Origin of the sequence: Buttiauxella sp. WJP83 (genome assembly GCF_027594725.1) — a bacterium.
Taxonomy (GTDB): domain Bacteria; phylum Pseudomonadota; class Gammaproteobacteria; order Enterobacterales; family Enterobacteriaceae; genus Buttiauxella; species Buttiauxella selenatireducens.
In genome coordinates, this window is the sequence record NZ_CP110080.1 from 581,184 (window position 1) to 607,733 (window position 26,550).

Here is a 26,550-nt window from a genome sequence, read left to right on the forward strand (position 1 = left end):
CTCTTGGGGGAGAGGGCCAGGGTGAGGGCGAGAGCGTCCCTTACTTAGTCACGGCGTCGTAATACACCATATCCGCATTCAAACCTTGCTGATAACCCTTCACGTTTTCACGTACTACGATTTGGGTTTTACCCTGATCAACAAATACATATGGCGAATTATGCTGCACTTCTTCCTGTATTTTCTTATACAGATCCAGGCGTTTAGCCGGGTCAACTTCCGCAACGGCCGCCAGAGTTTGTTTGTTCAGCTCAGGGATTTCCCAGCTATTTAAACCAGCAACCGTGCTGCCTTTGCCGTCGTTAAACGCAAAAGAGCTGGCGTTGGAGTGGGCATCGAAATAGTCAGGCAGCCACATACGGATCGCGGCCTGATGCTGTTTCGCACGTACGCGGGCGTAAACCTGGCTACCGGCGGCTGGCAGCAGATCAATCTTCACGCCGCCCTGAGCGAAACTCGCCTGCATCGACTGCGCGATGGTGATAAACGGCGCTTTGTTCTCGACGTCCAGCGTGAATTGCGCGTCTTTAATGCCTGCTTTAGCGAGAATTTCTTTTGCTTTAGCCGGATCAAATTTGAATGGATTGTTGGTCAGCGCGCCCGCGAAACCGACAGGCAGGAAGCTCTGGTGGATAAAGTATTGGCCTTTCAACAGATCTTTGGTGATGCCTTCGTAATCGACCAGATAACGGGACGCTTCCCAAAGGGCTGGGTTTTTCAGCAGAGGATTGCTGCTGTTACCGACGTTGAACACCATGTAGTTCTGTTCGGCAGAAGGAATGCTCAATACTTTTACGCCAGGTTTCCCTTCCAGGGCACTGGTTTGATCCGCGCCCAGACCACGGGCAATATCTGCGTCACCTTGCTGAATCAGCAAACGACGCGCTGCTGGATCCGGTACGTTTTTAATAATGATGTTTTTAATTTTTGGCGCGTCACCCGGAGAGGTTGGGTTGGCGTCCAGCACAATCGCCTGGTGCGGCTGGTAAACACGCATTTTGAACGGGCCGCTGCCCGCAGAGTGCATTTTCAGCCATTCATTGCCGAAATCACCCGCTTTGGCATTCGGAGTCACCGCTTTTTCATCGACGATAGACGCGATTGGCGTGGAGATAATATTCAGCGCAACCGCCGGGCTGACGTCCGCGGTCCAGTGTAATTCCAGCGTGTGGTCGTCGATTTTCTTCAACTGGCTGGCGATGTTTTCTGGCTGCCAGCCCAATACGTTAAGAATAAACGCCGGTGACTTATTCAGCGTGACTGCGCGGGTATAAGAGAAGATAACGTCTTCCGGGCGCAGCGGGTTGCCGGAGGCGAATTTCGCATCCGGGCGCAGTTTGATGGTCAGTTTCTTATTGGCCACGTCGCCCTGCCAGCTTTCAGCCAGCACCGGAATCACTTTTGCCGGATCGTTACGGTCTGCCTGAACCAGGCGCTGATACAGGCTTGGCACGGTTTGAATACTGGAAAGCTCGTTCGCTTCGGCGGGATCAAGGCTGACGATGTCATCCAGGCCCTGGGCAACGATTAATGTATTTGGCGGTGTGGCGGCAAAGCTGCTTGCGGAAATAGCCGCCAGCAGCAGTAATGGCAGTACTTTTCTTTGCATGTGGCACCCTGCTTAAAATGGAAAATTATTCTGTTGTTATTCTATGGCCTGCATACGTTAGGCCAGTTAGGCCGAATCATAAAGCCCAAATAAGTATTTCCTTATAACCATACGGTATTTCGATGTTTATTTTGCCTGAGTGAGGAAATTAAAAATGAAAACGCCGGGCATTGCCAGGCGTTGGTAGTACTAAAAATAGTGTTTAAATATTCTACTCATTAATACGTGGGTGCTGTTGTACCAGATTGGAACGTTTCGCCTGTAGCTCTTCAATCTCACGATCAATATCTTCTATTTTCTGCTCGATATTGTCGTGATGCTCCTGAACAATTTCACGTGCTTCGGCAATATCAGATGCCGCAGGCGTAGCCCCCTTCAGAGGTTTATTCGCGGTTTCTTTCATTGTCAGACCGGTCACCAGGCCAATCACCGCAACCACCATCAGATAATAGGCGGGCATCATCAGGTTATCGGTTGTTTCGACTAACCAGGCTGCGACTGTTGGTGTAACACCCGCGACCAGCACTGAAATATTAAAGGCGCTTGCCAGCGCACTGTATCGAATATGCGTTGGGAACATGGCGGGGAGCGTCGATGCCATAACGCCTGTGAAAGAGTTAAGAATCACAGCCAGAATGAGCAGCCCAGCGAATATGAGCCCCAGCACATTACTGTTAATCAGGATAAAGGCAGGGATGGCCAGAACCAGTAGCGCCACACTACCGAAGACGATAAACGGACGACGGCCAAAACGGTCGCTCAATAAGCCAATCATCGGCTGAACAAACAGCATCCCGATCATGATGGCGATGATAATCAGTACGCCATGTTCTTCGGAATAATGCAGGTTATGCGACAAGTAGCTCGGCATGTACGTCAACAACATGTAGTAGGTCACGTTGGTTGAAATAACGATACCGATACAGGTCAGCAGGCTGCGCCAGTGTTTGGTGGCAATCTCTTTAAAGGAGATTTTCGGACCGTGTGCCAGACCTTCTTTATCGCCTTGCTCAAGCTGTTCAATATGCTGCTGAAACGCGGGGGTTTCTTCAAGCGCATGACGCAGATACAGACCGATAATTCCTAATGGCAGAGCGAGGAAGAAGGGCAGTCGCCAGCCCCATTCGAGGAAGTTATCTTCGCCGACAACGGCTGTAATTAATACGACGACACCCGCACCACAAACAAAACCGGCGATGGAGCCGAAGTCCAGCCAACTCCCCATAAAGCCGCGTTTGCGGTCCGGGGAATACTCCGCCACAAAGATGGAAGCACCGGTGTATTCGCCACCCACAGAGAACCCTTGCGCCATTTTCGCAAGTAACAACAGGATTGGCGCCCAAATACCGATACTTGCGTACGATGGAATAAGGCCAATACAGAAGGTACTCAATGACATAATGATGATGGTGATGGATAAAATTTTCTGGCGACCATACTTATCACCCAGCATGCCAAAGAACAGGCCGCCTAATGGGCGAATCAGGAAGGGGACAGAGAAAGTACCCAATGCGGCAATCATCTGCACACTCGGGCTGGCATCCGGGAAGAAAATCTTACCAAGGGCATAGGCCACAAAGCCGTACACACCGAAATCAAACCATTCCATCGCATTGCCAAGCGATGCTGCAGTAATCGCCTTTTTAAGGCGGCTATCGTCGATGATGGTAACGTCACTGACCTTGATAGGTCTGACTTTCTTTTTCCTTTTTAACATTATTATCCTCTTTTTCCTTTTGGGAGCGAAACCGTCTCCCTTACTAAGTGTAGTGAGCGAGTGACAAATTGAAGGTTAAAACTCCAGCACTCAGCGCCACTATGACAATCCCATTAATAACCTCATGAAATTATTGAAAAATATGTTTCAATCTTTAAACCATTATAAAAAATATGGCTTAATTATAAAAGTGTGATCGTCATCAAGTTTACCCGCTAAAGTAAATCTTTGCAGCGCCGAAATAACAATAAATCAAAAGAATTAACAACCGGGTAACTTAACAAGGGAGTTGCTATGACTGCGCGGACGGCCGCTACACAGCATGAATACCTGCTCAGTGATGACATGACATTGATGTCCACGACTGATTTGAAAAGCACGATCACCCATGCGAACGACGCGTTTGTGAAGGTGAGCGGTTACTCGCTTCAGGAGCTCACCGGTTGCCCGCACAATCTGGTGCGCCATGGCGATATGCCAAAAGCGGCTTTCGCTGACATGTGGTACACCCTGAAGCAGGGAGAACCCTGGACGGGTATTGTCAAAAATCAGCGTAAGAATGGCGATCATTACTGGGTTCGCGCCAATGTCGTGCCGGTGGTCCGCAACGGCAAAACCACCGGATATATGTCGATTCGCACCAAAGCGCAGCCGGAAGAAATTGCTGCCGTAGGGCCGCTCTACAAAGCGCTCAAAGAGGGGCGTTGCAAATATCGTCTGTATAAAGGTCTGGTATTGGGCAAGAGCGGGTTAGGGAAATTGCCGACGTTACCGCTGCGTTGGCGTATTCGCATGATAATCAGCACCGTTTTCATATTGATGTTGGCTGCATCTATTGCACTGGGGCAAAGCGGGCTGTCTGTGATGATCGGGGCGCTGGCGAGCGTATTGGGTTGCGCATTGCTGGAGTGGCAAATTGCGCGCCCGATGGAAAATATTGCACGTCAGGCACTGGAAGTGGCGACCGGAAATCAGCAGCGTGTGCAGCATCTCGCCCGAACGGACGAAATCGGCATGACGCTGCGCGCTATCGGCCAGCTTGGCCTGATGTGCCGCTGGCTGATTCATGATGTCAGCCATCAGGTTGAAAATGTGCGCAGTGGCAGTGAGACGCTGGCGCAGGGCAACGATGAACTCAACGAGCGCACGCGTCAGTCCGTCGTCAACGTGCAGCAAACGGTCACCACCATGAGCCAGATGGCGGTATCGGTGCAGAACAACTCGGAAACCGCTGCCGCGGCAGATAAACTTTCCTGCTCTGCGAGCCAGGCCGCAACCCATGGCGGCAAAGCGATGGAAACCGTAGTGACGACAATGGCTGACATTGCCGACAGTACGCAACGGATTGGTTCCATCACCAGCCTAATCAACGACATTGCCTTCCAGACCAATATTCTGGCCCTTAATGCCGCAGTAGAAGCCGCGCGTGCCGGAGAGCAGGGGAAAGGGTTTGCGGTGGTTGCGGGTGAAGTCCGTAACCTGGCACAGCGCAGTGCGACGGCGGCGAATGATATCCGCAAACTTATCGATGCCAGCGCCAGTAAAGTGCAATCTGGGACTATTCAGGTTCACGAAGCCGGTCGCACCATGAACGATATTGTCGAGCAGGTGCGCAATGTGACGCAGTTGCTTGGGCAAATTAGTCATGCCACTTCTGAACAGGCGGAAGGGTTGTCTGATTTAACCCGTGCGGTTGCCGAACTGGACGCTATCACGCAAAAAAATGCGGCGTTAGTGGAAGAGAGTGCGGAAGTCTCTGCGATGGTGAAGTACCGAGCGACGCGACTGGAGGATGCCGTTACGGTGCTGCACTAATTTAAAAACCAGAAGCGCACGTTTTTACAACCACGGCGGATTTTTTTAGCTAGTCTGGGACAGATTGAATGTTTCTACTCGACCCTAATCTATGGAGAGCGTTATGACGCAATCGTCCCAAACTAACCGCCGCTTTGTGCTGGCGCAGCGCCCGCAAGGCATGCCGACCGATCAAGACATTCGTCTGGAAGAAGCTCCTGTCCCGCAGCCTGCCGCAGGCCAGTTACTGCTGCGAACCCTCTATTTATCCCTCGACCCTTATATGCGCGGGCGTATGGATGATGCCGAATCCTATACACCGGGGCTGGCAATTGGTGAAGTCATTGGTGCAGGCACCGTTTGTCGCGTCGAGAAATCTGAACACGCAGATTACAAAATTGGTGATCTGGTTCTGGCATATACCGGCTGGCAGGATTACGCACTTTCTAACGGCGAAGGCTTGCAGAAGCTCGATGCAAATATGCAGCACCCTTCGTACGCGCTCGGTTTACTCGGGATGCCTGGTTTTACGGGTTATATGGGGTTGACCGATATTGGTGAGCCGAAAGCGGGCGAAACGGTGGTCGTTGCAGCAGCCAGTGGGGCGGTGGGCTCGGTGGTAGGGCAAGTGGCAAAATTGCGCGGAGCAAAAGTCGTGGGGATCGCGGGTGGCGAGGAGAAGTGCCGTTACGTCACCGAGACTTTAAAATTTGATGCCTGCATTGATCACAAAGCGCCAGATTTTGCCGAGCAGTTGAAAAAGGCCTGTAGTAAAGGCATTGATGTCTATTTTGAAAACGTCGGTGGCGCGGTGTTTGATGCGGTTCTGCCACTTTTGAATACGAAAGCGCGTATTCCTGTGTGCGGTGTCATCAGCCAATACAACGGTATGAATAGCGCTTTTGAGCAGGATCGTTTGCCGCTGTTAATGGGGACAATCCTGAAAAAACGTCTGCGCGTGCAAGGGTTTATTATTTCGCAGGATTACGCCGATCGTTATCCTGAGTTCTTTAAACAGATGAGTCAGTGGCTGGCGGAAGGGAAAATTCAGTTCCGCGAAGATATTGTCGATGGTCTGGAAAACAGCGTGGAAGCGTTTCGCGGTTTGTTGGTCGGTAAGAACTTCGGTAAGTTGATTGTGAAAGTCGCGGAGTGATTTTTTATAGAGCGGCGCGAAGACGCCGCTCTCATTAGCCTTTAAATGGCCCATCACACACTGAATTTCGCTCCAGTAATTCTGATGTGAAAATATTATCCCGTGATAAATATCCGCCATCTAACATGGATATTAAACGACTGATCACTTCGTTAATCATATCGCTGACCGGATCTTTGATGCTTGATAGCGCGGGGGTTAAATAAGGTGCTGTTGGAATATTATCAAAGCCGAGTAGGGATATTTCATGTGGAACTGAAATCCCCATATCACTCAATTTTTTCATCGCGCCCACGGCCATTTCATCATTACTGGCAAGAATCGCGCTGACCTTCTGTTGACGAGCAAGCAATGCTTCTACGGCTGATACGCCGCTGTCTGGCGTCCATTTACCTTGCACAATCAATGCGTCATTTACACCGATATAATGTTGATTTAACGCTTCTTTATAACCCGCCAGACGTTCAATAGCCGTAGGCGAATCCATTGCGCCGGTAATAAATGCAATATCTTGGTGCCCACGCTCAATGAGATATTTCGTCGCAAGGAAACTGGAGCCTTTATGATCGCAGCAGATGCAATGGCTTTGGTGTTTTCTTAATTTTCGGTTCACCACCATAATCGGTTGTTTATGCTGGTCAATAATTTCGTCCATTTCATCAATGGTCAAAAAACGCGGGTAAATAATCACCGCATCGCAGCGTAAATCGAGCAAGAATTGAATAGCTTCGCGTTCTTCTTGTGCGCTATGTTTACCATCCACCAGAATAAGCTGACGGCCATTATCTTCTAATTTCTTCGCAGCCTGCGACAGTATTTCACTGAAATAACTGCCGTTATAAAGGGTGTTGGTTACGACTAAACCAATGCATTCTGACTTATTCGTCGCCAGATTTCGCGCCAGCAAATTTGGCCGATATCCGGCCTCTTCAATCGCTTTATAGACCTGGTCTTTTGTGGCTTCGCTGACGTATCCCTTGCCGGATAAAACGCGTGAAACGGTGGCTTTTGAGACGCCTGCTTTTTGTGCCACTTCTAGCATTGTCGACATGGGAGCTTCCTGGCTTTTTTGAAGGCCCTATTTTACACATTCCCGGACGACAAAATACTGCCTTAAAGGGATTGCCGGGGGTCTGTAACAGCCATTTATGTCGATCTTCATCACAAAACAAACAATATGCGGAATTAGTGTTTGATCTGTTTGTTTGTCGTAGTCAATCTAATGTGGAACCGGTTACCTACTTCTCATGACCCTACTCGTCGATGCGGTGAAACCGGAAAGAATATTCATAACTAAATGAATTTAAACATAAAACTAGAGTGACGTACGGAAGAGTGGTAACTCATGGCTAAGAATTACGCGGCAGTATCTCAGTCGATAGTCGATGCAATTGGTGGCGCGGATAACGTGGGTGCGGTGACACACTGCATGACGCGTTTGCGGTTTGTGTTAAATGACGGTAGCCGCGTGGATGCCGCGAAGCTTAAAGCTATCAACGGTGTAATGGGCGTAGTTCGTAGCGAAAATCAGTGCCAGGTGATCATCGGTAACACGGTTTCCCAGGCGTATGCTGAAGTGCTGAAACGACTGCCTGAAGGCATGCAACCAGCGGTTCCTGCCAATGGTAAAAACAAAATCACTCTGAAACGAATCGGCGCAGGGATTCTGGATGCACTGATTGGCACCATGTCGCCGTTGATTCCCGCGATTATCGGCGGTTCAATGGTGAAATTGCTGGCTATGATCCTTGATATGACTGGCGTGTTTGGAAAAGGCTCTTCCACGCTCATCATTCTTAATGTAATTGGCGATGGCGCATTCTTCTTCCTGCCGATAATGGTTGCCGCGTCGGCGGCGGTAAAATTCAAAACCAATATGTCGCTGGCGATAGCGATTGCCGGTGTGTTGGTGCATCCAAACTTTGTTGACCTGATGGCAAAAGCGGCACAGGGCCAACCGGTTGAATTTATGGGTTTATCGGTCACAGCGGTGAAATATACCTACACCGTTATTCCTGCGTTGTGCATGACTTGGTTGCTCTCTTACATCGAAAGATGGGTTGACCGCATCACGCCTGCGGTGACAAAAAACTTCCTGAAGCCGATGCTTATCGTGCTTATCTCCGCACCGATTGCCATCATGCTGATTGGCCCGCTGGGGATCTGGATTGGTACCGGTATTTCTTCACTGGTTTACACCATTCATCATTACCTTGGTTGGTTGTCTGTCGCCATTATGGGCGCACTCTGGCCGCTGCTGGTCATGACCGGTATGCACCGCGTATTTACACCGTCTATTATTCAGACCATTGCTGAAACGGGCAAAGAAGGCATGGTTATGCCATCTGAAATTGGTGCCAACCTCTCTTTGGGCGGTTCATCATTGGCCGTGGCGTGGAAAACCAAAAATCCTGAACTGCGCCAGACTGCGCTCGCTGCGGCGGCATCGGCGATAGTGGCAGGCATTTCCGAACCTGCACTTTACGGTGTCGCGGTGCGTCTGAAACGCCCACTGATTGCGGCATTAATCAGTGGTTTTGTCTGCGGTGCTGTCGCAGGAATTGGTGGGTTGGCGAGCCATTCCATGGCATCTCCGGGCCTGTTCACCAGTGTGCAATTCTTTGATCCCGCTAATCCAATGAGCATCGCATGGGTGTTTGGTGTGATGATTCTGGCCGTGGTGCTCTCTTTCTTCCTGACGCTAATCCTGGGTTTTGAAGACATTCCAGTTGAGCAGAGTGACGAGAAAGAGCAAATTCAACCAAACGCCGTTGTTGCACCGCAACATGCTGTAAACGCTAACTAACTAAGAAGAGGGACTTTATGTCAGCATCAATTTTTCCTGATGACTTTTTATGGGGCGGTGCAATCGCTGCAAACCAGGCTGAAGGCGCATACCTCGAGGGTGGGAAAGGGCTTTCAACGGTAGATACCATCCCACACGGTGAGCATCGCCTCGCCGTGAAATTAGGTTTAGAAAAACGTTTTTCATTACGTGATGATGAATTTTACCCAAGCCACGAGGCCATCGATTTTTACCATCGCTATAAAGATGATATTGCCCTGATGGCAGAGATGGGTTTTACCGTTTTCCGTACTTCAATTGCCTGGAGTCGCATTTTCCCGAAAGGGGATGAGAAAGAGCCAAACGCGGCTGGTATCGCGTTTTACCGTGACCTCTTTGCTGAGTGCAAAAAGCATAATATCGAACCGTTGGTGACGCTGTGCCACTTTGATGTCCCGATGCATTTGGTGCAGGAATATGGTTCGTGGCGCAGCCGGAAAATGGTGGAGTTTTTCACCCACTATGCCCGTACCTGTTTTGAAGCTTTTGATGGCCTGGTGAAATACTGGCTCACCTTCAATGAAATCAATATCTTGCTCCACGCACCATTCTCTGGTGCAGGTCTGGTATTCGAAGAAGGTGATAACAAAGAACAAGTGAAATACCAGGCGGCACACCATGAGCTGATCGCCAGTGCTTTAGTGACCAAAATTGCTCACGAAGTTAACCCAAACAATCAGGTCGGATGCATGCTGGCGGGAGGGAATTTCTATCCGTACTCCTGCAAACCTGAAGATGTCTGGGCGGCACTAGAAAAAGATCGTGAGAACCTGTTCTTTATCGATGTGCAGGCGCGTGGTGCGTACCCGTCGTACGCGAAACGTCTGTTCCGCGAGAAGGGATTTGAGCTTGAAGTGCTGCCAGGCGATGAAGAAATCCTCAAGAATACGGTCGATTTTGTCTCGTTTAGCTATTACGCCTCACGCTGTGCCTCTGGGGATATGAACGAGCTCAACAGCAATGCGGCAAACATCGTTAAATCGCTGAAAAACCCCTATATTCAAGCAAGTGAATGGGGATGGGGCATTGACCCACTCGGCCTGCGCATTACCATGAACATGATGTACGACCGTTACCAGAAGCCACTTTTCCTGGTAGAAAACGGCCTGGGTGCGAAGGATGAAGTTAACGCGCAGGGTGAAATCAACGATGACTATCGTATCAGCTACCTGCGTGAGCACATCAAAGCCATGGCTGATGCCATTGAAGATGGTATTCCGGTCATCGGCTACACCTCATGGGGCTGTATTGATTTGGTTTCCGCATCAACAGGCGAAATGAGTAAGCGCTATGGTTTCATCTACGTTGATCGCGACGACCAGGGCAACGGCACGCTGGCACGTACGCGTAAAAAATCGTTCTGGTGGTATAAGAAAGTGATCGCCAGTAATGGTGCTGATTTAGACTAGTTTGTCTGCGTGGCGACTCGGTTTACTTGCTGGGTCGCCGTTCTGGGGGCTGATTGCCCGGCTCAGATGCGTTAATATGAGTGTCCAATCTCCTTTCACAAAAAGATCGTCATGAATATTATTCAAACTAAAATTCCCGAAGTCCTTATTTTTGAACCAAAAGTTTTCGGTGATGACCGCGGTTTTTTCTTTGAAAGCTTTAATCAGAAAGTTTTTGAAGAAGCCGTAGGACGTTCGGTTAATTTTGTTCAGGATAATCATTCAAAATCTTGCAAGGGCGTGCTTCGCGGTTTGCACTATCAATTGGCACCGAATGCCCAGGCAAAACTGGTTCGCTGTGCAGTTGGAGAAGTATTTGATGTTGCAGTGGATATCCGCCAGCATTCTGCAACGTTTGGCCAGTGGGTGGGCGTGCTATTAAGTGCTGAGAACAAACGCCAGTTATGGATCCCAGAAGGTTTTGCCCACGGCTTTATGACTGTCAGTAATGAAGCTGAGTTTTTGTATAAAACGACAAACTTCTACGCGCCACAGAGCGATCGCAGCATTCTTTGGGAAGACAAGGATATTGGCATCGCATGGCCAGAAATTGATGCGCCACGCCTGTTGTCCGATAAAGATCGTCAGGCTAAAAGCTTCAAAGAAGCTGACTATTTTTAATCGATTTGCGCGTACGTAGCAGCATCAAGTCGTCTGTTTACTTCAGGGGTTGCGTCGGCAACCTCTTTGTTTTCTACCGGAATGACTTCTCAAGCGGTAATCCCTTCCCACAAATTACAACTTTCTTCTGACGGTCAATTTCCGTGGATTTTCTACACTGAAAAAAAATGTCTGTTGAGGTTCTACATGCCCTGGCAACCTTTTCTCTCAGTGATCCCGGGATCAGTGCCTGCGGATCTTGCCATTAAACACATCACTTGCAGTGATATAAGTGATCACTGGCCGCTGAAGGATGAGGTAGTAGAACAGATCGATGACATCAACCGACAGCTTGCTAATGATCTCTCTTTAGAAGCCCCGGAAATATTTTTAGATAACCAAGGGAAGCGGCGGATCCGTTGTCGTAACAGGCTCTCCGAACAAGCTTTTCGTTTTCGGCCCGCACTGGAAGAATGGCGAAGTCAGTTAGTTCCCACTGCGCTTGCACTGTGGGCTGTGCAGCATCCACTGGCAGTGAGGTTGATAAGCGGTGGTGAAATGGATATCAATAGTCGATCGTGGTTTATTCACGCCAATGATGCACGGGGCATTCGTTCTCGCGCAAAGGTGATGGCCGCCATTGCTGATTTTCATCTCAACGATCGCGTTTCTGTAAACTGGATTAGCCTCGCTTGCGGTGCGGCCGTACCGGTACTCAATACGTTGCACAGTGCAAAATTGAAGTCTCAGAAATTTACCTTATTGCTGATTGATCATGATCGGCAATCGCTGATGTTTGCTCGTGGGTTGGCGACGCAATATGGGCTGGTTGAAGGGCAGCATTTTCAACTGCTGATGCGGAATTTATTCGATCGGATGATTGTCAGTGACAAGCTCGTTCAGGAACTGGGTGAACAGTCCGCTGAATTAGTCGATGGATTAGGGATTTTCGAATACTTCTCAGAGTCTGAGGCGGTACATTTTATTCGCCACGCGTTACGTTTGGTAAAACCTGGTGGCGTGTTGATTATTTCGAATATGTTGAAAAGCAGCCCACAAATTGAATTCGCATTGCGTTGTGTTGGCTGGACTACGATTTACCCGCGAACGCTTTTCGAGTTAAGAGAAATTATTTTGGCGGCGGGGATTAATCTGCAAAATGTGACCGTGACACTGCCCAGTGATGGCGTTTATGCGGTGATGGAAATTAATGTGAGCGAATAACCCGTTTTATAATCCTGCTCCTGAAACCAGGAGCAGGAGAATTCATTAAGCCAGGTAATTCATGCCCTGTTTCAGGACAAAATCACACGCCTGAGTTTTCACTTTCTCTGCCAGCGGCGAGTTGCCGATGGTTTCCAGATTCAATTGCTGGCCTTTACCGGTATTCAGCAGGCCCATCAAACCCTGAGTGTAATCTTGTGGCGGAGTTTCTTTCGTCTCACTTCCCAGGCCCAGTTTATCCAGAAGCTGATTTTTGACGTTTTCTGGATTGGTGGCTGATACCAATTTGTTCTTCATGCAGTACTGCAAAATGCCCGCGGCGTTGGTCATGGTGTTGGCGCTCAGTGCACTAGTCCCACTGGCGAGCAGGCTGGTTAGTGATGCCGCGGAGTTACCTGTGGTTCCAGAGGTACTGGTGGTGGTTTTGCTCAATTCATTCGCCGCACTGGTGAGCTGATCCTGCCAGCTTGCCGCCATCGTCTGAGCAGCAAAAACGGATGCTGCCAGTGCCAGAGCACATGTAATCTTATTGTTTGCTTTCATCTGTTTATACTCATTTATACCCGTCATACTTCAAGCTGCTTATGCGTTGGCTGCACCCGCTCACCCCAGTCACTTACTCAAGTAAGCTCCTGGGGATTTACGGCTTTGCCGCCTTTAAGCAACTCGAATTATTTTGGGTAAACATAACCTGCATCGCAGGAGAATTTCGTCGAGTATACCGCCTTCTCTGGGTTCTTCGGAGCCTGGAGAGTTCTTAAAACATCCAGAAAAGAGAATTTATCAGGGGCCGATGTAGCGCAGCACCACTTTTACTGCCATTTCACGGTAATGGGAGGTGCTATCAACCGGCTCTGTTCCCTCTTCAAAGAGGTTTGAGAAGGTGTAGCTGTTCGCCACATGGTAGAAGCTGAAGCTACTGATCAGGCGGTGTACATCTTTGGCCGTGACGAGTTTGTTGAACAGCTGTTTTTCCTGTCCGCGGGTCAGCACATCTTCCAGCAATTCTAGTGCGCTGCGGTTTATTTCGCGCAGGTAAGTGGACTCTTTGACAAAACGCCCACGCTGCATGTTTTCCATGCAGATAATACGAATGAAATCTGGATGGGTGGCGTGGAAATCAAATGTCCACTCCACCAACTCCACCATCGCTTCGACTGGCGGCTGATCAGAGAGATTAAGTTGGCGTTCACAGCTGCGAATCTGGGTGTAGACATATTCCAGCACCTGAACGTAAAGCAGCTCTTTGCTTTTGAAGTGATAAACCACCATGCGTTTGGTGGTGTTGGCTTTCTCGGCAATTTGCTCCATGCGTGCGCCATTAAGGCCAAATTCAGCGAACAAACTAATGGCACTGAAAAAAATCTTTTCTTTCAAACTGGCGTCATCAAAACGCTCAGGAAGATAAATTTCGTGGGTTTCCACGCAAGGCTCCTTAAAGTCATCGGGCCGCGGGTATCGCCCAGGCCTGATGACATTAAAACAAGTTTGCGCAGGCAAAGCACTGCCGAGTTACAGAAGCCCTGAAATACATCACACTCGTGGGCGTTTGCGGTACAGCCACAGGCCGGGAATAGATAAGCCAATCGACAGCGCTCCGACGATAAACGACGCTTTCAGGAAGTTAGTGAGGAGCTGAATCATAAGATCTTCGGTGTAACCGAAGTGACTCAGTTTCACGGCTGAAATCATTGCGGTATAGGCAGATATCCCAGGGAACATCGGAATCACGGCGGCCACGGTAAAGACTTTCGGATGCGCAAGATACCAGCGCGACCACTGGATACCGATGGTACCCACCAGGAGTGAAGCGATAAAGGTGCTCCATTCAATGTTTAAACCCGCCGTCATCATCGCCATTCTGGATCCATGGCCAATCGCACCCAGCAGCGCGCAATACGGCAAAGCACGCTGTGGGACATTAAACACCATGGCAAAACCTGCGGCGGGAATAGCTGCCAGCGCCATGTCTTGTAGCAGCGCCAGTAAAAAGTTGATTATTCCCATCCTGTTAATCCCCACAATGACATCGCCATCACTACGCCAATGCAGGTGGCAAGCGTCAGCAGGCTCGCCATTGCCCATCTCGCAAGGCCCGTGTTGACGTGTCCTTTAAACATATCGGCGACGGCATTTATCAGCGGAAAACCAGGAACCAGCAGCAGAACGCTTGCCGCCATTGCAATGTTTGATGTCGAAGCGAACGGCCCTTTGGCAATGAGCAGACCCGAAATCGTGGTCGCGACAAATGCCGCAATGCAGAAGTTAATTTGTGGATGTAAATGGCGTGACGTGAGCAGCAGCCGCACATACATTGCAACGGAACTGGCAAGGAATGCGACGATTGCGCCATCCCAGCCGCCATGGTTGAGCTTACAGAAACAGCCGCAGGAAAGACCCACCATCAGCACCACTAACCAACGGGGATAGCGTAGCGGAGTGATGTGCGCAAAGCGTTTCAAAACGCCCTTATGATCCAGTAGCTTATGCTCTGCCAGGATCACGATATGTTGCACTTCCGTCACGACGTGCATATTGATGCCCCGGTCGGTGTTCTTGCGAGTTGTGGTGAGGCACTGATTATCTTTAATGGTGCTCAGTACGATAGCATTCGCTGAAATTGAACTTTCAACGCTATCCATCCCCAATGCCACTCCCAAACGGCTGGAAAGCTCTTCTACCAGGGCGCTTTCTGCACCGTGCTGCAGCAAAAAAAGCCCACACTGAATGCAAAGGCGGGTGACTTCGCGTTGCGGGTTTACCTCTGTCGACATGCCTGGCCTATGAAAGATGAAAAGCGACGTCTGTCGCTCAAATTTTAACATCCTCCATTTTTAACATAGGCCGCCCCCTGTACTCAGGCGCGCCAGATCAACATTTAGCGAAATAACGCATTTCGCACACTTTTTCAGTGAATTATGAGCTCGTCCACACTTTGGGTGAGACTTTCGAAAAGTGCACGTTTTAGACGGATATTGGCCTTCTTTTCCTCTGTGCAGACGATAAAAATGCATTGTCGAGCATTTAATAAACATAAAAATAACATTTATATAACGTCTTATCAGAGAGCGTACCTTATGAAAACTCAAGTCGTGATAATTGGGGCTGGCCCATCGGGTTTGTTACTGGGGCAATTACTGCACAATGCGGGTATTAGCAATGTGGTGCTAGAAAGGCAAACGCCTGAGCACGTACAGGGGCGGATTCGTGCGGGGATCCTGGAAAATGGCACGGTAGATTTACTGCGCGAAGCAGGGGTAAGTGAAAGAATGGATGCCGAAGGGCTAGTCCATGAAGGCGTCGAGTTTTTGGTCGACGGAATTCGTATTCCCGTTCCGCTCAAAGAGTTAACGGGGGGTAAAACGGTGATGGTGTACGGCCAGACTGAAGTGACGCGTGATTTGATGGAAGCGCGCTGTAAAAGCTCTGCGCAGACGATGTACGGTGTCAGCAATGTGCAATTGTTTGATGTTATGAGTGATTCACCGTATGTCACCTTTGAAAAACAGGGCGAAACTTACCGCATCGATTGTGACTATATTGCGGGATGTGATGGATTCCATGGTGTTTCACGCAAGGCGATCCCGTCGGAAATCACACGTGAGTATGAACGGGTTTATCCGTTCGGCTGGCTGGGCTTGTTATCCGACACACCACCGGTAAATCATGAATTGATCTATGCCCATCACTCACGCGGATTTGTTTTGTGTAGTCAGCGCTCACTAACCAGAAGCCGCTACTATTTGCAGGTTCCACTGAGCGACAGCGTTGAAGCCTGGTCGGATGAACGGTTCTGGGACGAGCTTAAACAGCGGTTACCAAAAGAGTTGGCGGAAAAGTTAGTGACTGGTCACTCACTTGAGAAAAGTATCGCACCGTTACGCAGTTTTGTGGTTGAGCCGATGCAGTACGGCAACCTTTTCCTGGTAGGCGATGCTGCGCACATTGTGCCACCGACGGGGGCAAAGGGGCTAAATCTGGCCGCTTCTGATGTGAATTATCTGTATCGGATTTTATGTAAGGTGTACCAGGAAGGGCGAACCGATTTGCTGGAAACCTATTCGCCAATGGCATTGCGTCGGGTGTGGAAAGGCGAGCGTTTTAGCTGGTTTATGACCAATCTTCTGCATGACTTTGCAGGCATGAATGCGTTTGACCGCAAAATGCAGCAAGCGGATCGTGAGTACTATCTGACTTCGCGCGCAGGATTAACGACGATTGCGGAAAACTATGTCGGTTTGCCGTTCGAATCCGTTGAATAAACTACACTTATTCGGCAATAGCCTGTGGATTTCGTACTCTGAAAGAGGATGTGATGAATCTGAACCCCAGTATTCCGGTATTTAAGCTATATGGTGAAAACCGGAATTGGCCTGCGGCAGATTTGCTGCATTGTGAATCGATTCACAGCCGCAGCAGCCTCTATGAATGGCATATTCGAGTTCATCAGCATGCGGACCTGGTGCAATTACTCTATTTGCATAAAGGCCAGGTGGAGATCGATATTGAAGGCGTTAAGCACCATGTGGGGCATGCCTGTATTCAGGTGGTGCCTGCATTGTGCGTGCACGGCTTTAAATTCTCCCCGGGAGCTCAGGGGTATTCTCTGTCGTTTTCTGCGCCACTTATCGCCCAGTTTGAACAGCAGTTTGGTCGCCCGTTGCAGGTGCTCAGACAAGCGGCATGCGTGCCAGTTAAAGGCTCGAACAGGCAAATCAATACTTTGTTCAGTACGTTGCAGAGTGAGTACGAGGGGGCAGGAGAAGCGCGTGACATGATGCTGCATTCTTTGATCAGCGCATTGTTAGTCTGGCTCAATCGCCAGAGTGCTCCGGCTCCAGACAATAGTTCACGTGTTGAGCGTAAACGTGCGGTAATTCATCAATTCAATCAATTGGTTGAAAGCCATTATCGTCAACAACTGCTTGTAACGTATTATGCCAGCGAAGTGGGGTTATCAACGGTGTATCTGAACTCTCTATGCCATGAGTTCTATGGCTGTAGCGCCCTGAATGTGCTGCATCAACGCGTGTTGCTCGAAGCTAAACGTAGTTTGCTGTATACCAGCATGACAATTAGCCAAATCTCGGATTTTCTCGGCTTTAGTGACGCAACCTATTTTTCACGCTTTTTCCGCCGTTATACGGGGACGACGCCGAAGGATTTTCGTCTTCATCCGATGCGTGAATTGAAAGTTCCTTAATTGAAGACGAGTAATTTTTTAATTATATTTAAAATATTATTTATCAATGCTAATTATTATTTCCTGACTTACGGGCGTCTTGTAATAGCCATCATTATTTGAAATACTCGCGCATCATTAACCCCTCCTTGTAATTTAAGTTTTCATCTTACTTAACTGTTATTTAAGTATTACGCCATTTATATAATTAATGAATAAATGAACGCGCAGTCACATTTTAAATAATAGGTTATTTTAATCAAAGGAATGATATGGAAAATATAATCACTTCCAGTAATTTACCAGGCAAGATAATGGTCGTTGTACCCTGCGTGTTAACGGCAGCAGGGATAGTCCATCGATTAAAATCCATGCCTAAAATTAACAAATTAGTCAATAATATCAAAAAGATTGATGAGGCCTATGGCGATGTATTAAAGGTACCTGGCTCGTTTGTCATATTGAATATCAGCGAATCCTCAAATCTACTCGCCGAAGAGATAAAATTTATCAACTGGTGCCTGATGGTAAAACCGGGCACGACAATTGTCGCTTACACGCGTAACCACAAACTGAGCGTACTGAATTATATTTCTGCTTTAGGTGTACGGGCGATTATTTCTCAATATGAGCCAGCCTTAACATTCACTGACTTAATAATAAAGTCATTCTCCACTAAGTCGATGCTTTCCAGCCCGATGATCAAGAGCATTCTGGATGCGAGAATCTCATGTGAACTGACAGTATGCGAAGCTCAGGTCATTGGGGAATTATTTCAGGGCTACAACGTCAGCCAGGTCGCGCAGAAATTAGGGCGCAATATCAGAACCGTGAGTGCGCATAAAAGACATGCGATGGAAAAGCTCGGGCTTCAGTGCGAGAAAGATCTCCACGTACTGGGTTGTACGTTGTTAGGTAAGTAATCGTTTTAAAGGGATAGGTATATGCAGGAAAGCAAATCAAAGATTTTTTTGCGCAACCCATTTTGCCGTGCGTTAGTCATTAGTAAACGGCCACTGATGAGGGAAGGCCTTCAGTTTCTGATGAAGGAACGTGCGGAGAAATCGTCACTCATTCTTTTGGATAACTATTTAGATCTCAGGCCAGAAATTTTGCTGCATGTCGATGTGGCGATCATTGAGCTGGATAGCACTTTGCAGGAAATCTTCGGGGCCTGCGATTTTTTCAATCAATTGCAAAATCAGTATCGGCAAGTGGAGTGGGTTTTCACCCTCCCTGCGAATTTGGTAAATATTGCCATTGAACGATTGCTGACATCTAACACCGCATTGCTCTCTTTACATGAACCCATGAACAGTATTATCGAACATGTCTTTAATTGCGGTGGCCAAATCGAAAGAATCAGCAGGTATCTTTTGCAGGAAAAAGCGGTTAACGCGTCCAGTAATATGATGAACAATGCTCGCTTAACATTTTCAGAACGCCGGGTTTTACGGCTCCTCAGCAAGGGGTGGCAACTGGCCCAAATTGCGACGCTGCTCGAGAAAAGTTACAAAACAATCAGTGCGCAAAAAAGCAGTGCTCTGCATCGACTTGAGCTAAAAACAGATGCTGAAATGTATGCGTGGATGCTCAGCGAACATGGCATGCAGGAACTGAATTTACCGTAGTAACACCAGGGGAAATGAAGAAAAAATAAGGTATGACTGAGGCCCATTCATTCGCCCTCAGTCATCTGATTATTGGCAAACATCAACCCACTGTGCGGCGGTCAGTTCAGCCAGACGATCAGGGGAAATACGCACTGCACTATGAATGGCTCCCGCCGCGGGCAACACTTCTTCGTACTGTTTAAGCGAAATATCACAGTAAACCGTTAACGGATTTTCCAGGCCAAACGGACAAACACCACCGACCGGATGACCCGTCCAGATAACCACTTCATCGCTGCTTAGCATGCGGGCTTTGGCCCCCAAAGCGGCTTTGAGTTTTTTATTATCCAGACGAGCATCACCTTTCGCGACAACCAACACGACTTGATCTTTAACTTTTAACGACAATGTTTTAGCAATTTGACCCGGTTCAACGTTATGGGCAACGGCTGCCAGAGCAACGGTAGCGGTACTTTGGTTTAATTCGATGATGTCGATATCCGGGGCGTTTTCGGCAAAGAATTGCCGGACTGACTGCAGGCTCATGCTTTTCTCCCATTCTTGGTCGCAAATAATTTGGCATAAGGCTGTGCTATATGTAAACCAGTGAACATTGATTTATACCCGTCTGGGTATATACGTGCCTGAAGACGTTGAGCCAACAACAATGCTGTGATGTGAAATACCTAAACAACTCAAAGTTTCAGTGATTTCTGGATCTTCTTCACAATCACTGCAACCGGTTTCAGTAACCGGTTGCAGAGTAAGAAAAGGCGATGAATACTGAAACGGTCACACACCTGTACCCAATAATAAGAGCAGCCTATGAAACATATTTTTTTATGCTGTGCCACTGATGCCCCTGCCAGTGTTTTAGACAATAAAGCTATATCTAATAAGGTCCCGGTTACGGGGATCAATTCTATGCATTACGGACTGTTGCGCGGCAATAAACTCCCCGCAGCAACATTCGCATTGAAAGCCTGACAGGAGCACCGCTATGTCATCGAATCATGCAGCCTTTAATTTGATTTTCCGCTTTGTAGAAAACTACGTGAGTCCCGTCGCTGGGAGGATTTCTTCACAACGCCACGTCATGGCGATTCGTGATGGATTTATTTCTGCGATGCCATTCATGATTGTCGGCTCGTTCCTGCTGGTCTTCGCTTATCCGCCTTTCTCGCCAACCACCACTTGGGTGTTTGCTCGAGCATGGCTGGACATGGCAAAACAGTTTGAAGGACAAATTCTGACGCCGTTTGATATGACGATGGGCATTATGTCTATCTACATTTGTGCGGCTATTGCCTATAACCTCGGCAAACATTATGTGAAGTCACACGGTCTTGATCCGTTCATGTGTGCGATGCTTTCACTGATGGCTTTCTTGTTGGTCGCCGCGCCTAAAACGAAAGGGACTTTACCGGTGGATAGCCTGGGCGGTACGGGGATCTTTACTGCGATCCTAGTGGCGGTTTACTGCGTCGAAATGATGCGGTTCCTGAAAGCGCACAATATCGGGATCAAACTGCCAGACCAGGTTCCACCGATGATCAAAAACTCCTTTGATCTTCTGATTCCTGTGCTGGTTGTGGTGCTAACACTTTACCCACTCAGCCTGCTGATTCAGTCGCAGTTTGACATGCTGATCCCGCAAGCAATTATGTCGGTGTTTAAACCTCTGGTATCTGCCGCTGACTCACTGCCTGCAATTCTGCTGGCGGTGCTGATTGGCCACTTGCTGTGGTTTGCAGGGATCCACGGGGCGGCGATCGTTTCCGGCATGCTGCAAATGTTCTGGCTGACCAATCTGGGGATGAACCAGAGCGCATTGGCACAAGGTGCGCCCCTGCCACACATCTTTATGGAGGCGTTCTGGACCTTCTTCATCGTTGTCGGTGGTTCGGGTGCAACCATGGGCCTGGTGATTTGTTATCTGCGTAGTAAATCGGCCCACCTACGTTCTATTGGTCGCCTGAGTATCGTTCCAACTTGTTTTAACATTAACGAGCCGGTGATTTTCGGTACACCCATCGTGATGAACCCAGTGTTCTTCATTCCTTTCTTGTTGGCACCAATGGTTAACGCCGTGCTGGCATGGGGCGCGATGAAGATGGATTTGATTGGTCGTGTAATTTCAGTTGTACCGTGGACTGCGCCAGCGCCTATCGGTGCGGCATGGGCGCTGGGCTGGGATTTCCGTGCGGCGATTCTGGTTATTCTGCTGGCAGTGGTTTCCGCCATTATCTACTTCCCGTTCTTCAAAGTGTACGAGAAGCAGTTGCTGGAACAGGAAGCTGAAGAAGCTCAGAAAGCCTCTGGCGAAGAGAGCCAACAGCCAGCCTGATGGTGTTTGAAAAAGTGAGATGAAACGGTGGGGAAACTCGCCGTTTTACTTACAGGTACAGTCTCCGCAACGTTGTACATCTGGCAACTTATAGCGTTGGCAGCAGGTACGGCGAACCAATAAACCTTCGTTTGGGATTACCGTGCGGTAAAGAGGATTATCCTGCACATCTTGCAGTCGTTTTTCAAAGAAACAGGCGTGGCGTAATTGCGCGATTGTCGCTTCATCAAGCAACTCTCTAAGCTCGCCAAAAAACCAATTCAGCAAATACCCCGTATTGCTCCAGATAAGCTTTCCATTGATCTCACCAGTGCTTTCCAGTGCCTCAACGACAGGCATGAGCCCTTCTACCAGTAGTTTCTCAAGGCGTTGCTGTAATGGCAGGGTGGTTGCCACTCTATCTTCATGAACGTCTATCCAGAATGTGGCGGCTCTACCCGTTTCATGAAACTCGACATGAATATGTTGGGGGCCGATATCCAGCGCTCTGGGTTGAGATATCAGCGCCATGACCAGCGGAGGAACCAACAGGCCGAGATACCATTGCGCCCACAGTGACTTCAGCGGTTTTCCCTCGCGGGCAAGTTGTGGCTGGTTGCGATAAATATGGTCACTGTAACAGGCGAGAAGTGAGGTTAATGCAGCAGGTTGCGCCCATTGAAACAGCGTCTGGCTTGCTGCTGGCGCGGCTTCACCGAGTTTGATGAAGTCGTTAAAGTAAGGTCGATGAGTGATGAAATGCGCGCGCAACTCCTCTGCCAGCGTCGGCTGCGAGCTGGTAAATGGTGACTGCCATGCAAATTCATCCAAAAACAGTGAAGACTGTAAAGACATCGACAAACAAGACCACTAATACAAATGATAATGATTGCCAATCCTATCTATAGGCATGGCCATTAGCAAGGCTATTTTGTGCGCGTGTTAATGGAGGACTTTTCGACTCAGGAAGGGAGCAGCGACTCGCTGACAAAAATGCTATTACGGCCCTGGCGCTTTGCCCGATAAAGAGCACTGTCAGCCTGACGTAACGCTTCTTCAATGTTCTGCTGCTCAAGCACTGCAAGACCGATGCTTGTCGTTACGTGAGTGGCAACATCTTCATTAAACAAATGTGGGATTTTTAAATCATAAACCCGCTGACGGATCCGTTCAGCGGTTTGCAAAGCCTGCTCGGCATCCACATTCGTCAGCAATACCATAAATTCTTCACCACCGTAGCGGGTGACAATATCGCGCGAGCGCACGGCATCGCGAATGGCTGCGGAAACATGCGTCAAAGCCTGATCGCCCATGCTATGGCCATAATTGTCGTTGTAAGCTTTAAAGTGATCGATATCGAGCAATAATACGAAATGTGTGCCACTGCCAAGAGCCAGCACTGTCTCAAGACGGTTTTGAAAGCCACGGCGGTTATACAGACCGGTAAGAGGATCTAACATACTCAAATCGTTAAGGGTTTCTTTCTCTTCGAGCAGTTTGTCCATTAAGCGACGAGTAAAATTATCATTTCGTTGCTGAATGATAGTCTGAATGCTAATGCCTATACCTGGGAGAACAATTGAATATAAAACACGTGGCCAGTTTTCTCCTTGATCGAGCCATAATATCATCCCGGTCACGGGCAGGCATGCAGCAATAAATGCTTGTATATTATTAATAAAAGAGATTGAACCAATAAATAATATCGCCAATAAAGCAATAATTAGAAAATTGAGATCTCTAATTGGCATAGCACTGACTTTTATATAGATATGCCACGCCCAAAGTAATCCAATTATTAACGAGACAGCATTAATGTTGATCAGCTTTTTTTTGTTTACAAACTGCCACAGCAGGCATGAGAGGCTTATCACCAGCACCATGATTATCGGCACCGTAAGATGCTGAGTGTTGGCAGAAGGCACCACAATACTAAATCCCGCAGAGACCGCGTTCAGTAATAAAAATAAACGCAAAGAGAGTTGGTGTTTCCCTTTGAGTAATGTGCGCCAATTTGTTGCTGTCATATCAAATAGTTCTTTCGACCCGAACACAACGTTATGTTGTTGAATAATTTTATAAAAATAAGACAGGGAAAGTGATTACTTAAAGTAATTATGTCGTTGTTAATCAGAGATTTTATTTCGTCGCTCAATCTATCACCTAAATGAAATTATGTCATCCGATGATGAAGAATGCTTAACATTTCTAATGTATACAAAGAGCACGCTGTCGCTGACAAACGAGAAATTATATCATATGATATTGGTTATCATTTACAATTTGCGAGATGGCGATGATGTTACAACGGCAGTTAGAAAGCGCGTGGGGTGTGCTGATACCCGGGGGGATCGTCGCCGCATTGTTGTATCTGGATCTTTCTTTTACCCAGTGGCGAGTGCTTATCGTGCTGGGGTTATTGGCGACGACAGCGATGCTCTACCATAAACGGTTACGTCATTTTGTGTTGTTGCCATCATGCGTTGCGTTTGCCAGTGGGCTTGCGCTGGTGATGATGAATCTGGGAATGATGAAATAAGAGAGTAAAACTGAGGGAAATCAGAAAACAACTGAGATGCAATTTTTACCTAAAAAATTGGTGCGAAGAGAGGGACTTGAACCCTCACGTCCGTAAGGACACTAACACCTGAAGCTAGCGCGTCTACCAATTCCGCCACCTTCGCACAGTTTTTCAAGCTTGCACTTAAAGATTTTGATATCGCCTTCGCATTGGTGCGAAGAGAGGGACTTGAACCCTCACGTCCGTAAGAACACTAACACCTGAAGCTAGCGCGTCTACCAATTCCGCCACCTTCGCGCAGTGCGAACGATATCTTGCGTGGTTAATGGTGCGAAGAGAGGGACTTGAACCCTCACGTCCGTAAGAACACTAACACCTGAAGCTAGCGCGTCTACCAATTCCGCCACCTTCGCATACCCACAATACCGAAGTATTGTAACCACGGAGGCGCATTCTAGATGTTTTCTGCGCGTCGTCAACAGTTAATTTGGTGCCGCTTTTCTAATCGCTGCAAAAAGCGGCACAGTCGTGTGTTAGCGCTTCTTTGCGCTACGCATAACTACTGAGCGATAAACTTTGAATCGGCCAGTTTGAGCAATCACTTCGTGGTTGCCAAAGGTTTCGTCCAGCACGTCCGGATAGGCCAGGAAGGCGTTCGCGACGATACGCAATTCACCACCCATATTGAGATGACGAACAGCACCACGAATCAACTGGTGAGCGGCATCAAGGCTGGTTTGCAGGCCATCATGGAATGGTGGGTTTGAAATAATCATGTCAAAACGACCATTCACTTCGGAATAGACGTTGCTGGCGATAACGTCGCCTTCAATCTCATTGGCCGCAAGTGTTGCACGGCTGGCTTCGACGGCTGGTGCCGAAACATCACACAACGTCAGGCGGACTTTTGGAGAATGTTTCGCCAGCGAAACTGCCAACACGCCAGCACCGCAACCGACATCTAACACTTTGCCTTTGGTATGCTGCGTGAGCGTAGAAAGCAGCAATTTACTGCCGGTATCCAAACCGTCACGGCTAAAGACGCCTGGCAGTGTTTTCACGGTCAGACCTTCGTGTTGATACTCATCCCACCAGGAATGTTCATCAAACTGTGGCTGTTTTTCCAGGCGGCCATGATAGAAACCGCAACGACGTGCGCTATCAATTTTATTCAGCGGGCTGAATTCGGCGAGCATTTGCTCCGCGCTGCGCACACCACTGCGGTTTTCACCCACCACAAAAATGTCGCTACCGACTGGCATCAGCGAAAGAATATTCATCAACTGGAACTGAGCTTCTGGCTTATTTTTCGGCCAGTAGTAAATCAGGGTGTCGCAGTCGCCAACAGTGCTGGCATCAGCCACCAGGCCGTATTGTGCATCTTCGCCCATCTGAGCGCTTAATACCTGCCAGTGGTGAAATTGCTGGGTATGAACGCGACTTGCTGCCGTTTCAAAACGAGCTGGCATATCGTCTTGTAAGTCACCGGCAAACAGCACACGGCTTTCGGTAAAATCATCGCTATGGCGCAGTAGCACTTCACTTGCCGGGGTTAACGCAGTCATCAAATTACTCCTGGGAAATCAGAGCCGGGATTATAGAGCTTTAATGGCGCACATTCGATGAATTTGCTATATTTGCACCCCAATTGGCACTCTCTACCTGGTTTCGCTATGCCCCAAATACCTTTGCGACGTGACTGGTTGTTACAACAACTGGGCATTACCCAGTGGGAGCTGCGACGTCCGGCCGCATTAAAGGGCGAAATTGCAGTCTCACTGCATGAAAACGTTAAGCTGCTGATGATTGCTGAAAATCTTCCAGATTTAAGCGATCCGTTGGTTAGCGATGTTTTGCGCAGCCTGAATCTGGATGCACAGCAGGTCATGCAGCTAACGCCTGAACGCGCCGCGATGCTACCAGGCGAAAGCCGCTGTAATAGCTGGCGACTAGGAGTGAGTGAACCGCTCTCCATTCCAGGGGCGCAATTAGCGACCCCCGAATTAAACGAGCTTTATCATAATGGTGCCGCAAGAAGGGCACTGTGGCAGCAAATTTGCGAATATGAACACGATTTCTTCCCTCACCACAAATGACTTAGCGGCGGCTTACGCCATTGAACTTCGCAGCCATGCTTTCCCATGGAGTGAAAAAACTTTCGCCAGTAATGAGGGCGATCGCTATCTTAATTTGCGCCTCGACGTCGATGGCAAAATGGCAGCGTTTGCGGTTACTCAAGTCGTGCTGGATGAAGCGACGTTATTTAATATTGCTGTAGACCCCGCTTACCAACGACAAGGCTTGGGTCGCCAGTTGCTGGAACATTTAATCAGCGAGCTGGAAAAGCGAGATGTGTTTACCCTGTGGTTAGAAGTGCGCGCATCGAACCATGCGGCGATTGCACTCTATGAGAGCCTGGGGTTTAACGAGGCGACGATTCGTCGTAACTACTACCCCACAAAAGAGGGTCGCGAAGATGCCATCATCATGGCATTACCGTTAGGCTAATTTGAAA

The 26,550-nt window shown here is 48.5% G+C and carries 25 protein-coding genes and 3 tRNA genes; 14 read left to right on the forward strand and 14 right to left on the reverse strand.

What is annotated here, in order from left to right:
• Positions 1-40: 40 nt before the first annotated feature.
• Positions 41-1,609, reverse strand: coding sequence for an ABC transporter substrate-binding protein (locus OH773_RS02760; protein ID WP_270142790.1), 1,569 nt, complete (start codon positions 1,607-1,609; stop codon positions 41-43).
• Positions 1,610-1,820: 211 nt separating this feature from the next.
• The gene (proP, locus tag OH773_RS02765; protein ID WP_270142792.1) at positions 1,821-3,326 is read right to left on the reverse strand and encodes a glycine betaine/L-proline transporter ProP; all 1,506 of its coding nucleotides are present in this window, start codon (positions 3,324-3,326) and stop codon (positions 1,821-1,823) included.
• A gap of 294 nt (positions 3,327-3,620) precedes the next feature.
• Between proP and OH773_RS02770 the strand changes: the two genes are divergently transcribed.
• On the forward strand, positions 3,621-5,141 hold the full coding sequence (locus OH773_RS02770; RefSeq protein WP_270142794.1) for a methyl-accepting chemotaxis protein: 1,521 nt from the start codon (positions 3,621-3,623) through the stop codon (positions 5,139-5,141).
• A gap of 103 nt (positions 5,142-5,244) precedes the next feature.
• Positions 5,245-6,276 (forward strand): NADP-dependent oxidoreductase, encoded by a 1,032-nt coding sequence (locus tag OH773_RS02775; protein WP_270142796.1) that lies wholly within the window; start codon positions 5,245-5,247, stop codon positions 6,274-6,276.
• A 34-nt stretch (positions 6,277-6,310) separates the two neighbouring features.
• On the opposite strand, the gene OH773_RS02780 is transcribed toward OH773_RS02775, so the two are convergent.
• Positions 6,311-7,327: a LacI family DNA-binding transcriptional regulator gene (locus OH773_RS02780; protein ID WP_270142798.1), complete on the reverse strand. Its 1,017-nt coding sequence runs from the start codon at positions 7,325-7,327 to the stop codon at positions 6,311-6,313.
• A gap of 294 nt (positions 7,328-7,621) precedes the next feature.
• Between OH773_RS02780 and ascF the strand changes: the two genes are divergently transcribed.
• The 4 genes from ascF to OH773_RS02800 all read left to right on the forward strand — a co-directional run bounded on the left by ascF (position 7,622) and on the right by OH773_RS02800 (position 12,393).
• Positions 7,622-9,082 (forward strand): PTS cellobiose/arbutin/salicin transporter subunit IIBC, encoded by a 1,461-nt coding sequence (ascF, locus tag OH773_RS02785; RefSeq protein WP_270142800.1) that lies wholly within the window; start codon positions 7,622-7,624, stop codon positions 9,080-9,082.
• A 17-nt stretch (positions 9,083-9,099) separates the two neighbouring features.
• Positions 9,100-10,530, forward strand: coding sequence for a 6-phospho-beta-glucosidase (locus OH773_RS02790; protein WP_270142802.1), 1,431 nt, complete (start codon positions 9,100-9,102; stop codon positions 10,528-10,530).
• Positions 10,531-10,641: 111 nt separating this feature from the next.
• Positions 10,642-11,190, forward strand: a complete 549-nt coding sequence (gene rfbC, locus OH773_RS02795; protein ID WP_270142804.1) for a dTDP-4-dehydrorhamnose 3,5-epimerase — start codon at positions 10,642-10,644, stop codon at positions 11,188-11,190.
• Between the two features lie 66 nt (positions 11,191-11,256).
• Complete coding sequence (locus OH773_RS02800) at positions 11,257-12,393, forward strand: class I SAM-dependent methyltransferase (RefSeq protein WP_270142806.1); 1,137 nt, start codon at positions 11,257-11,259, stop codon at positions 12,391-12,393.
• 45 nt (positions 12,394-12,438) lie between these two features.
• Here OH773_RS02800 and OH773_RS02805 read toward each other — a convergent pair whose 3' ends face one another.
• The 4 genes from OH773_RS02805 to OH773_RS02820 all read right to left on the reverse strand — a co-directional run bounded on the left by OH773_RS02805 (position 12,439) and on the right by OH773_RS02820 (position 15,167).
• Positions 12,439-12,936 (reverse strand): DUF2501 domain-containing protein, encoded by a 498-nt coding sequence (locus tag OH773_RS02805; protein ID WP_270142808.1) that lies wholly within the window; start codon positions 12,934-12,936, stop codon positions 12,439-12,441.
• Positions 12,937-13,176: 240 nt separating this feature from the next.
• Positions 13,177-13,818 (reverse strand): TetR family transcriptional regulator, encoded by a 642-nt coding sequence (locus tag OH773_RS02810; RefSeq protein ID WP_183270714.1) that lies wholly within the window; start codon positions 13,816-13,818, stop codon positions 13,177-13,179.
• Between the two features lie 108 nt (positions 13,819-13,926).
• Entirely contained in the window at positions 13,927-14,400 is a 474-nt protein-coding gene (locus OH773_RS02815) for a threonine/serine exporter (RefSeq protein ID WP_270142812.1), read from the reverse strand.
• The gene (locus OH773_RS02820; RefSeq protein ID WP_270142814.1) at positions 14,391-15,167 is read right to left on the reverse strand and encodes a threonine/serine ThrE exporter family protein; all 777 of its coding nucleotides are present in this window, start codon (positions 15,165-15,167) and stop codon (positions 14,391-14,393) included. The genes OH773_RS02815 and OH773_RS02820 overlap by 10 nt, the downstream gene beginning before the upstream one ends.
• A gap of 303 nt (positions 15,168-15,470) precedes the next feature.
• Here OH773_RS02820 and pobA point away from each other — a divergent pair, with 303 nt between their 5' ends.
• The 4 genes from pobA to OH773_RS02840 all read left to right on the forward strand — a co-directional run bounded on the left by pobA (position 15,471) and on the right by OH773_RS02840 (position 19,206).
• Positions 15,471-16,655, forward strand: a complete 1,185-nt coding sequence (gene pobA / locus OH773_RS02825; protein WP_270142816.1) for a 4-hydroxybenzoate 3-monooxygenase — start codon at positions 15,471-15,473, stop codon at positions 16,653-16,655.
• 53 nt (positions 16,656-16,708) lie between these two features.
• Complete coding sequence (locus OH773_RS02830; protein ID WP_270142818.1) at positions 16,709-17,596, forward strand: helix-turn-helix domain-containing protein; 888 nt, start codon at positions 16,709-16,711, stop codon at positions 17,594-17,596.
• Positions 17,597-17,847: 251 nt separating this feature from the next.
• Positions 17,848-18,498: a helix-turn-helix transcriptional regulator gene (locus OH773_RS02835; RefSeq protein WP_270142820.1), complete on the forward strand. Its 651-nt coding sequence runs from the start codon at positions 17,848-17,850 to the stop codon at positions 18,496-18,498.
• Between the two features lie 120 nt (positions 18,499-18,618).
• Positions 18,619-19,206, forward strand: a complete 588-nt coding sequence (locus tag OH773_RS02840; protein WP_270142822.1) for a helix-turn-helix transcriptional regulator — start codon at positions 18,619-18,621, stop codon at positions 19,204-19,206.
• Between the two features lie 69 nt (positions 19,207-19,275).
• Here the strand turns inward: OH773_RS02840 and OH773_RS02845 are convergent, their stop codons facing one another.
• Positions 19,276-19,734 carry a YbaK/EbsC family protein gene (locus tag OH773_RS02845; protein WP_183270707.1) on the reverse strand — a complete coding sequence of 153 codons (459 nt, stop codon included), beginning with the start codon at positions 19,732-19,734 and terminating at the stop codon, positions 19,276-19,278.
• A gap of 454 nt (positions 19,735-20,188) precedes the next feature.
• On the opposite strand from OH773_RS02845, the gene OH773_RS02850 reads away from it, so the two are divergent.
• Positions 20,189-21,535 carry a PTS sugar transporter subunit IIC gene (locus OH773_RS02850; RefSeq protein ID WP_270142825.1) on the forward strand — a complete coding sequence of 449 codons (1,347 nt, stop codon included), beginning with the start codon at positions 20,189-20,191 and terminating at the stop codon, positions 21,533-21,535.
• 45 nt (positions 21,536-21,580) lie between these two features.
• On the opposite strand, the gene fhuF is transcribed toward OH773_RS02850, so the two are convergent.
• Together fhuF and OH773_RS02860 are read right to left on the reverse strand one after the other, a co-directional pair.
• Positions 21,581-22,369, reverse strand: a complete 789-nt coding sequence (gene fhuF / locus OH773_RS02855; RefSeq protein ID WP_270142827.1) for a siderophore-iron reductase FhuF — start codon at positions 22,367-22,369, stop codon at positions 21,581-21,583.
• Between the two features lie 107 nt (positions 22,370-22,476).
• Positions 22,477-23,541, reverse strand: a complete 1,065-nt coding sequence (locus tag OH773_RS02860) for a GGDEF domain-containing protein (protein WP_270142829.1) — start codon at positions 23,539-23,541, stop codon at positions 22,477-22,479.
• A gap of 272 nt (positions 23,542-23,813) precedes the next feature.
• On the opposite strand from OH773_RS02860, the gene OH773_RS02865 reads away from it, so the two are divergent.
• Positions 23,814-24,053 (forward strand): DUF1435 domain-containing protein, encoded by a 240-nt coding sequence (locus OH773_RS02865; RefSeq protein WP_183270878.1) that lies wholly within the window; start codon positions 23,814-23,816, stop codon positions 24,051-24,053.
• A 58-nt stretch (positions 24,054-24,111) separates the two neighbouring features.
• Here OH773_RS02865 and OH773_RS02870 read toward each other — a convergent pair.
• From OH773_RS02870 to rsmC, 4 genes are all read right to left on the reverse strand, one after another.
• Positions 24,112-24,198, reverse strand: a tRNA-Leu gene (locus OH773_RS02870).
• Between the two features lie 47 nt (positions 24,199-24,245).
• A tRNA-Leu gene (locus tag OH773_RS02875) sits at positions 24,246-24,332 on the reverse strand.
• Positions 24,333-24,361: 29 nt separating this feature from the next.
• Positions 24,362-24,448 (reverse strand) — tRNA-Leu (locus tag OH773_RS02880).
• 120 nt (positions 24,449-24,568) lie between these two features.
• Positions 24,569-25,600: a 16S rRNA (guanine(1207)-N(2))-methyltransferase RsmC gene (gene rsmC / locus OH773_RS02885; protein WP_270142831.1), complete on the reverse strand. Its 1,032-nt coding sequence runs from the start codon at positions 25,598-25,600 to the stop codon at positions 24,569-24,571.
• Between the two features lie 108 nt (positions 25,601-25,708).
• On the opposite strand from rsmC, the gene OH773_RS02890 reads away from it, so the two are divergent.
• A complete protein-coding gene (locus OH773_RS02890; RefSeq protein WP_442865641.1) occupies positions 25,709-26,131 on the forward strand; it encodes a DNA polymerase III subunit psi in 423 nt (140 codons plus the stop codon).
• Complete coding sequence (gene rimI, locus OH773_RS02895; RefSeq protein WP_270142833.1) at positions 26,100-26,543, forward strand: ribosomal protein S18-alanine N-acetyltransferase; 444 nt, start codon at positions 26,100-26,102, stop codon at positions 26,541-26,543. Before OH773_RS02890 ends, rimI begins: the two co-directional genes overlap by 32 nt.
• Positions 26,544-26,550: the final 7 nt, after the last annotated feature.

Bases quoted from the DNA above. Each gene is read 5' to 3' on its own strand.
- OH773_RS02760 (WP_270142790.1), bottom strand. From the start codon at position 1,609: ATGCAAAGAAAAGTACTGCCATTACTGCTGCTGGCGGCTATTTCCGCA.
- proP (WP_270142792.1), bottom strand. From the start codon at position 3,326: ATGTTAAAAAGGAAAAAGAAAGTCAGACCTATCAAGGTCAGTGACGTT.
- OH773_RS02770 (WP_270142794.1), top strand. From the start codon at position 3,621: ATGACTGCGCGGACGGCCGCTACACAGCATGAATACCTGCTCAGTGAT.
- OH773_RS02775 (WP_270142796.1), top strand. From the start codon at position 5,245: ATGACGCAATCGTCCCAAACTAACCGCCGCTTTGTGCTGGCGCAGCGC.
- OH773_RS02780 (WP_270142798.1), bottom strand. From the start codon at position 7,327: ATGTCGACAATGCTAGAAGTGGCACAAAAAGCAGGCGTCTCAAAAGCC.
- ascF (WP_270142800.1), top strand. From the start codon at position 7,622: ATGGCTAAGAATTACGCGGCAGTATCTCAGTCGATAGTCGATGCAATT.
- OH773_RS02790 (WP_270142802.1), top strand. From the start codon at position 9,100: ATGTCAGCATCAATTTTTCCTGATGACTTTTTATGGGGCGGTGCAATC.
- rfbC (WP_270142804.1), top strand. From the start codon at position 10,642: ATGAATATTATTCAAACTAAAATTCCCGAAGTCCTTATTTTTGAACCA.
- OH773_RS02805 (WP_270142808.1), bottom strand. From the start codon at position 12,936: ATGAAAGCAAACAATAAGATTACATGTGCTCTGGCACTGGCAGCATCC.
- OH773_RS02815 (WP_270142812.1), bottom strand. From the start codon at position 14,400: ATGGGAATAATCAACTTTTTACTGGCGCTGCTACAAGACATGGCGCTG.
- OH773_RS02820 (WP_270142814.1), bottom strand. From the start codon at position 15,167: ATGTCGACAGAGGTAAACCCGCAACGCGAAGTCACCCGCCTTTGCATT.
- pobA (WP_270142816.1), top strand. From the start codon at position 15,471: ATGAAAACTCAAGTCGTGATAATTGGGGCTGGCCCATCGGGTTTGTTA.
- OH773_RS02830 (WP_270142818.1), top strand. From the start codon at position 16,709: ATGAATCTGAACCCCAGTATTCCGGTATTTAAGCTATATGGTGAAAAC.
- OH773_RS02835 (WP_270142820.1), top strand. From the start codon at position 17,848: ATGGAAAATATAATCACTTCCAGTAATTTACCAGGCAAGATAATGGTC.
- OH773_RS02840 (WP_270142822.1), top strand. From the start codon at position 18,619: ATGAAGGAACGTGCGGAGAAATCGTCACTCATTCTTTTGGATAACTAT.
- OH773_RS02845 (WP_183270707.1), bottom strand. From the start codon at position 19,734: ATGAGCCTGCAGTCAGTCCGGCAATTCTTTGCCGAAAACGCCCCGGAT.
- OH773_RS02850 (WP_270142825.1), top strand. From the start codon at position 20,189: ATGTCATCGAATCATGCAGCCTTTAATTTGATTTTCCGCTTTGTAGAA.
- fhuF (WP_270142827.1), bottom strand. From the start codon at position 22,369: ATGTCTTTACAGTCTTCACTGTTTTTGGATGAATTTGCATGGCAGTCA.
- OH773_RS02860 (WP_270142829.1), bottom strand. From the start codon at position 23,541: ATGACAGCAACAAATTGGCGCACATTACTCAAAGGGAAACACCAACTC.
- OH773_RS02865 (WP_183270878.1), top strand. From the start codon at position 23,814: ATGTTACAACGGCAGTTAGAAAGCGCGTGGGGTGTGCTGATACCCGGG.
- rsmC (WP_270142831.1), bottom strand. From the start codon at position 25,600: ATGACTGCGTTAACCCCGGCAAGTGAAGTGCTACTGCGCCATAGCGAT.
- OH773_RS02890 (WP_442865641.1), top strand. From the start codon at position 25,709: ATGCCCCAAATACCTTTGCGACGTGACTGGTTGTTACAACAACTGGGC.
- rimI (WP_270142833.1), top strand. From the start codon at position 26,100: ATGAACACGATTTCTTCCCTCACCACAAATGACTTAGCGGCGGCTTAC.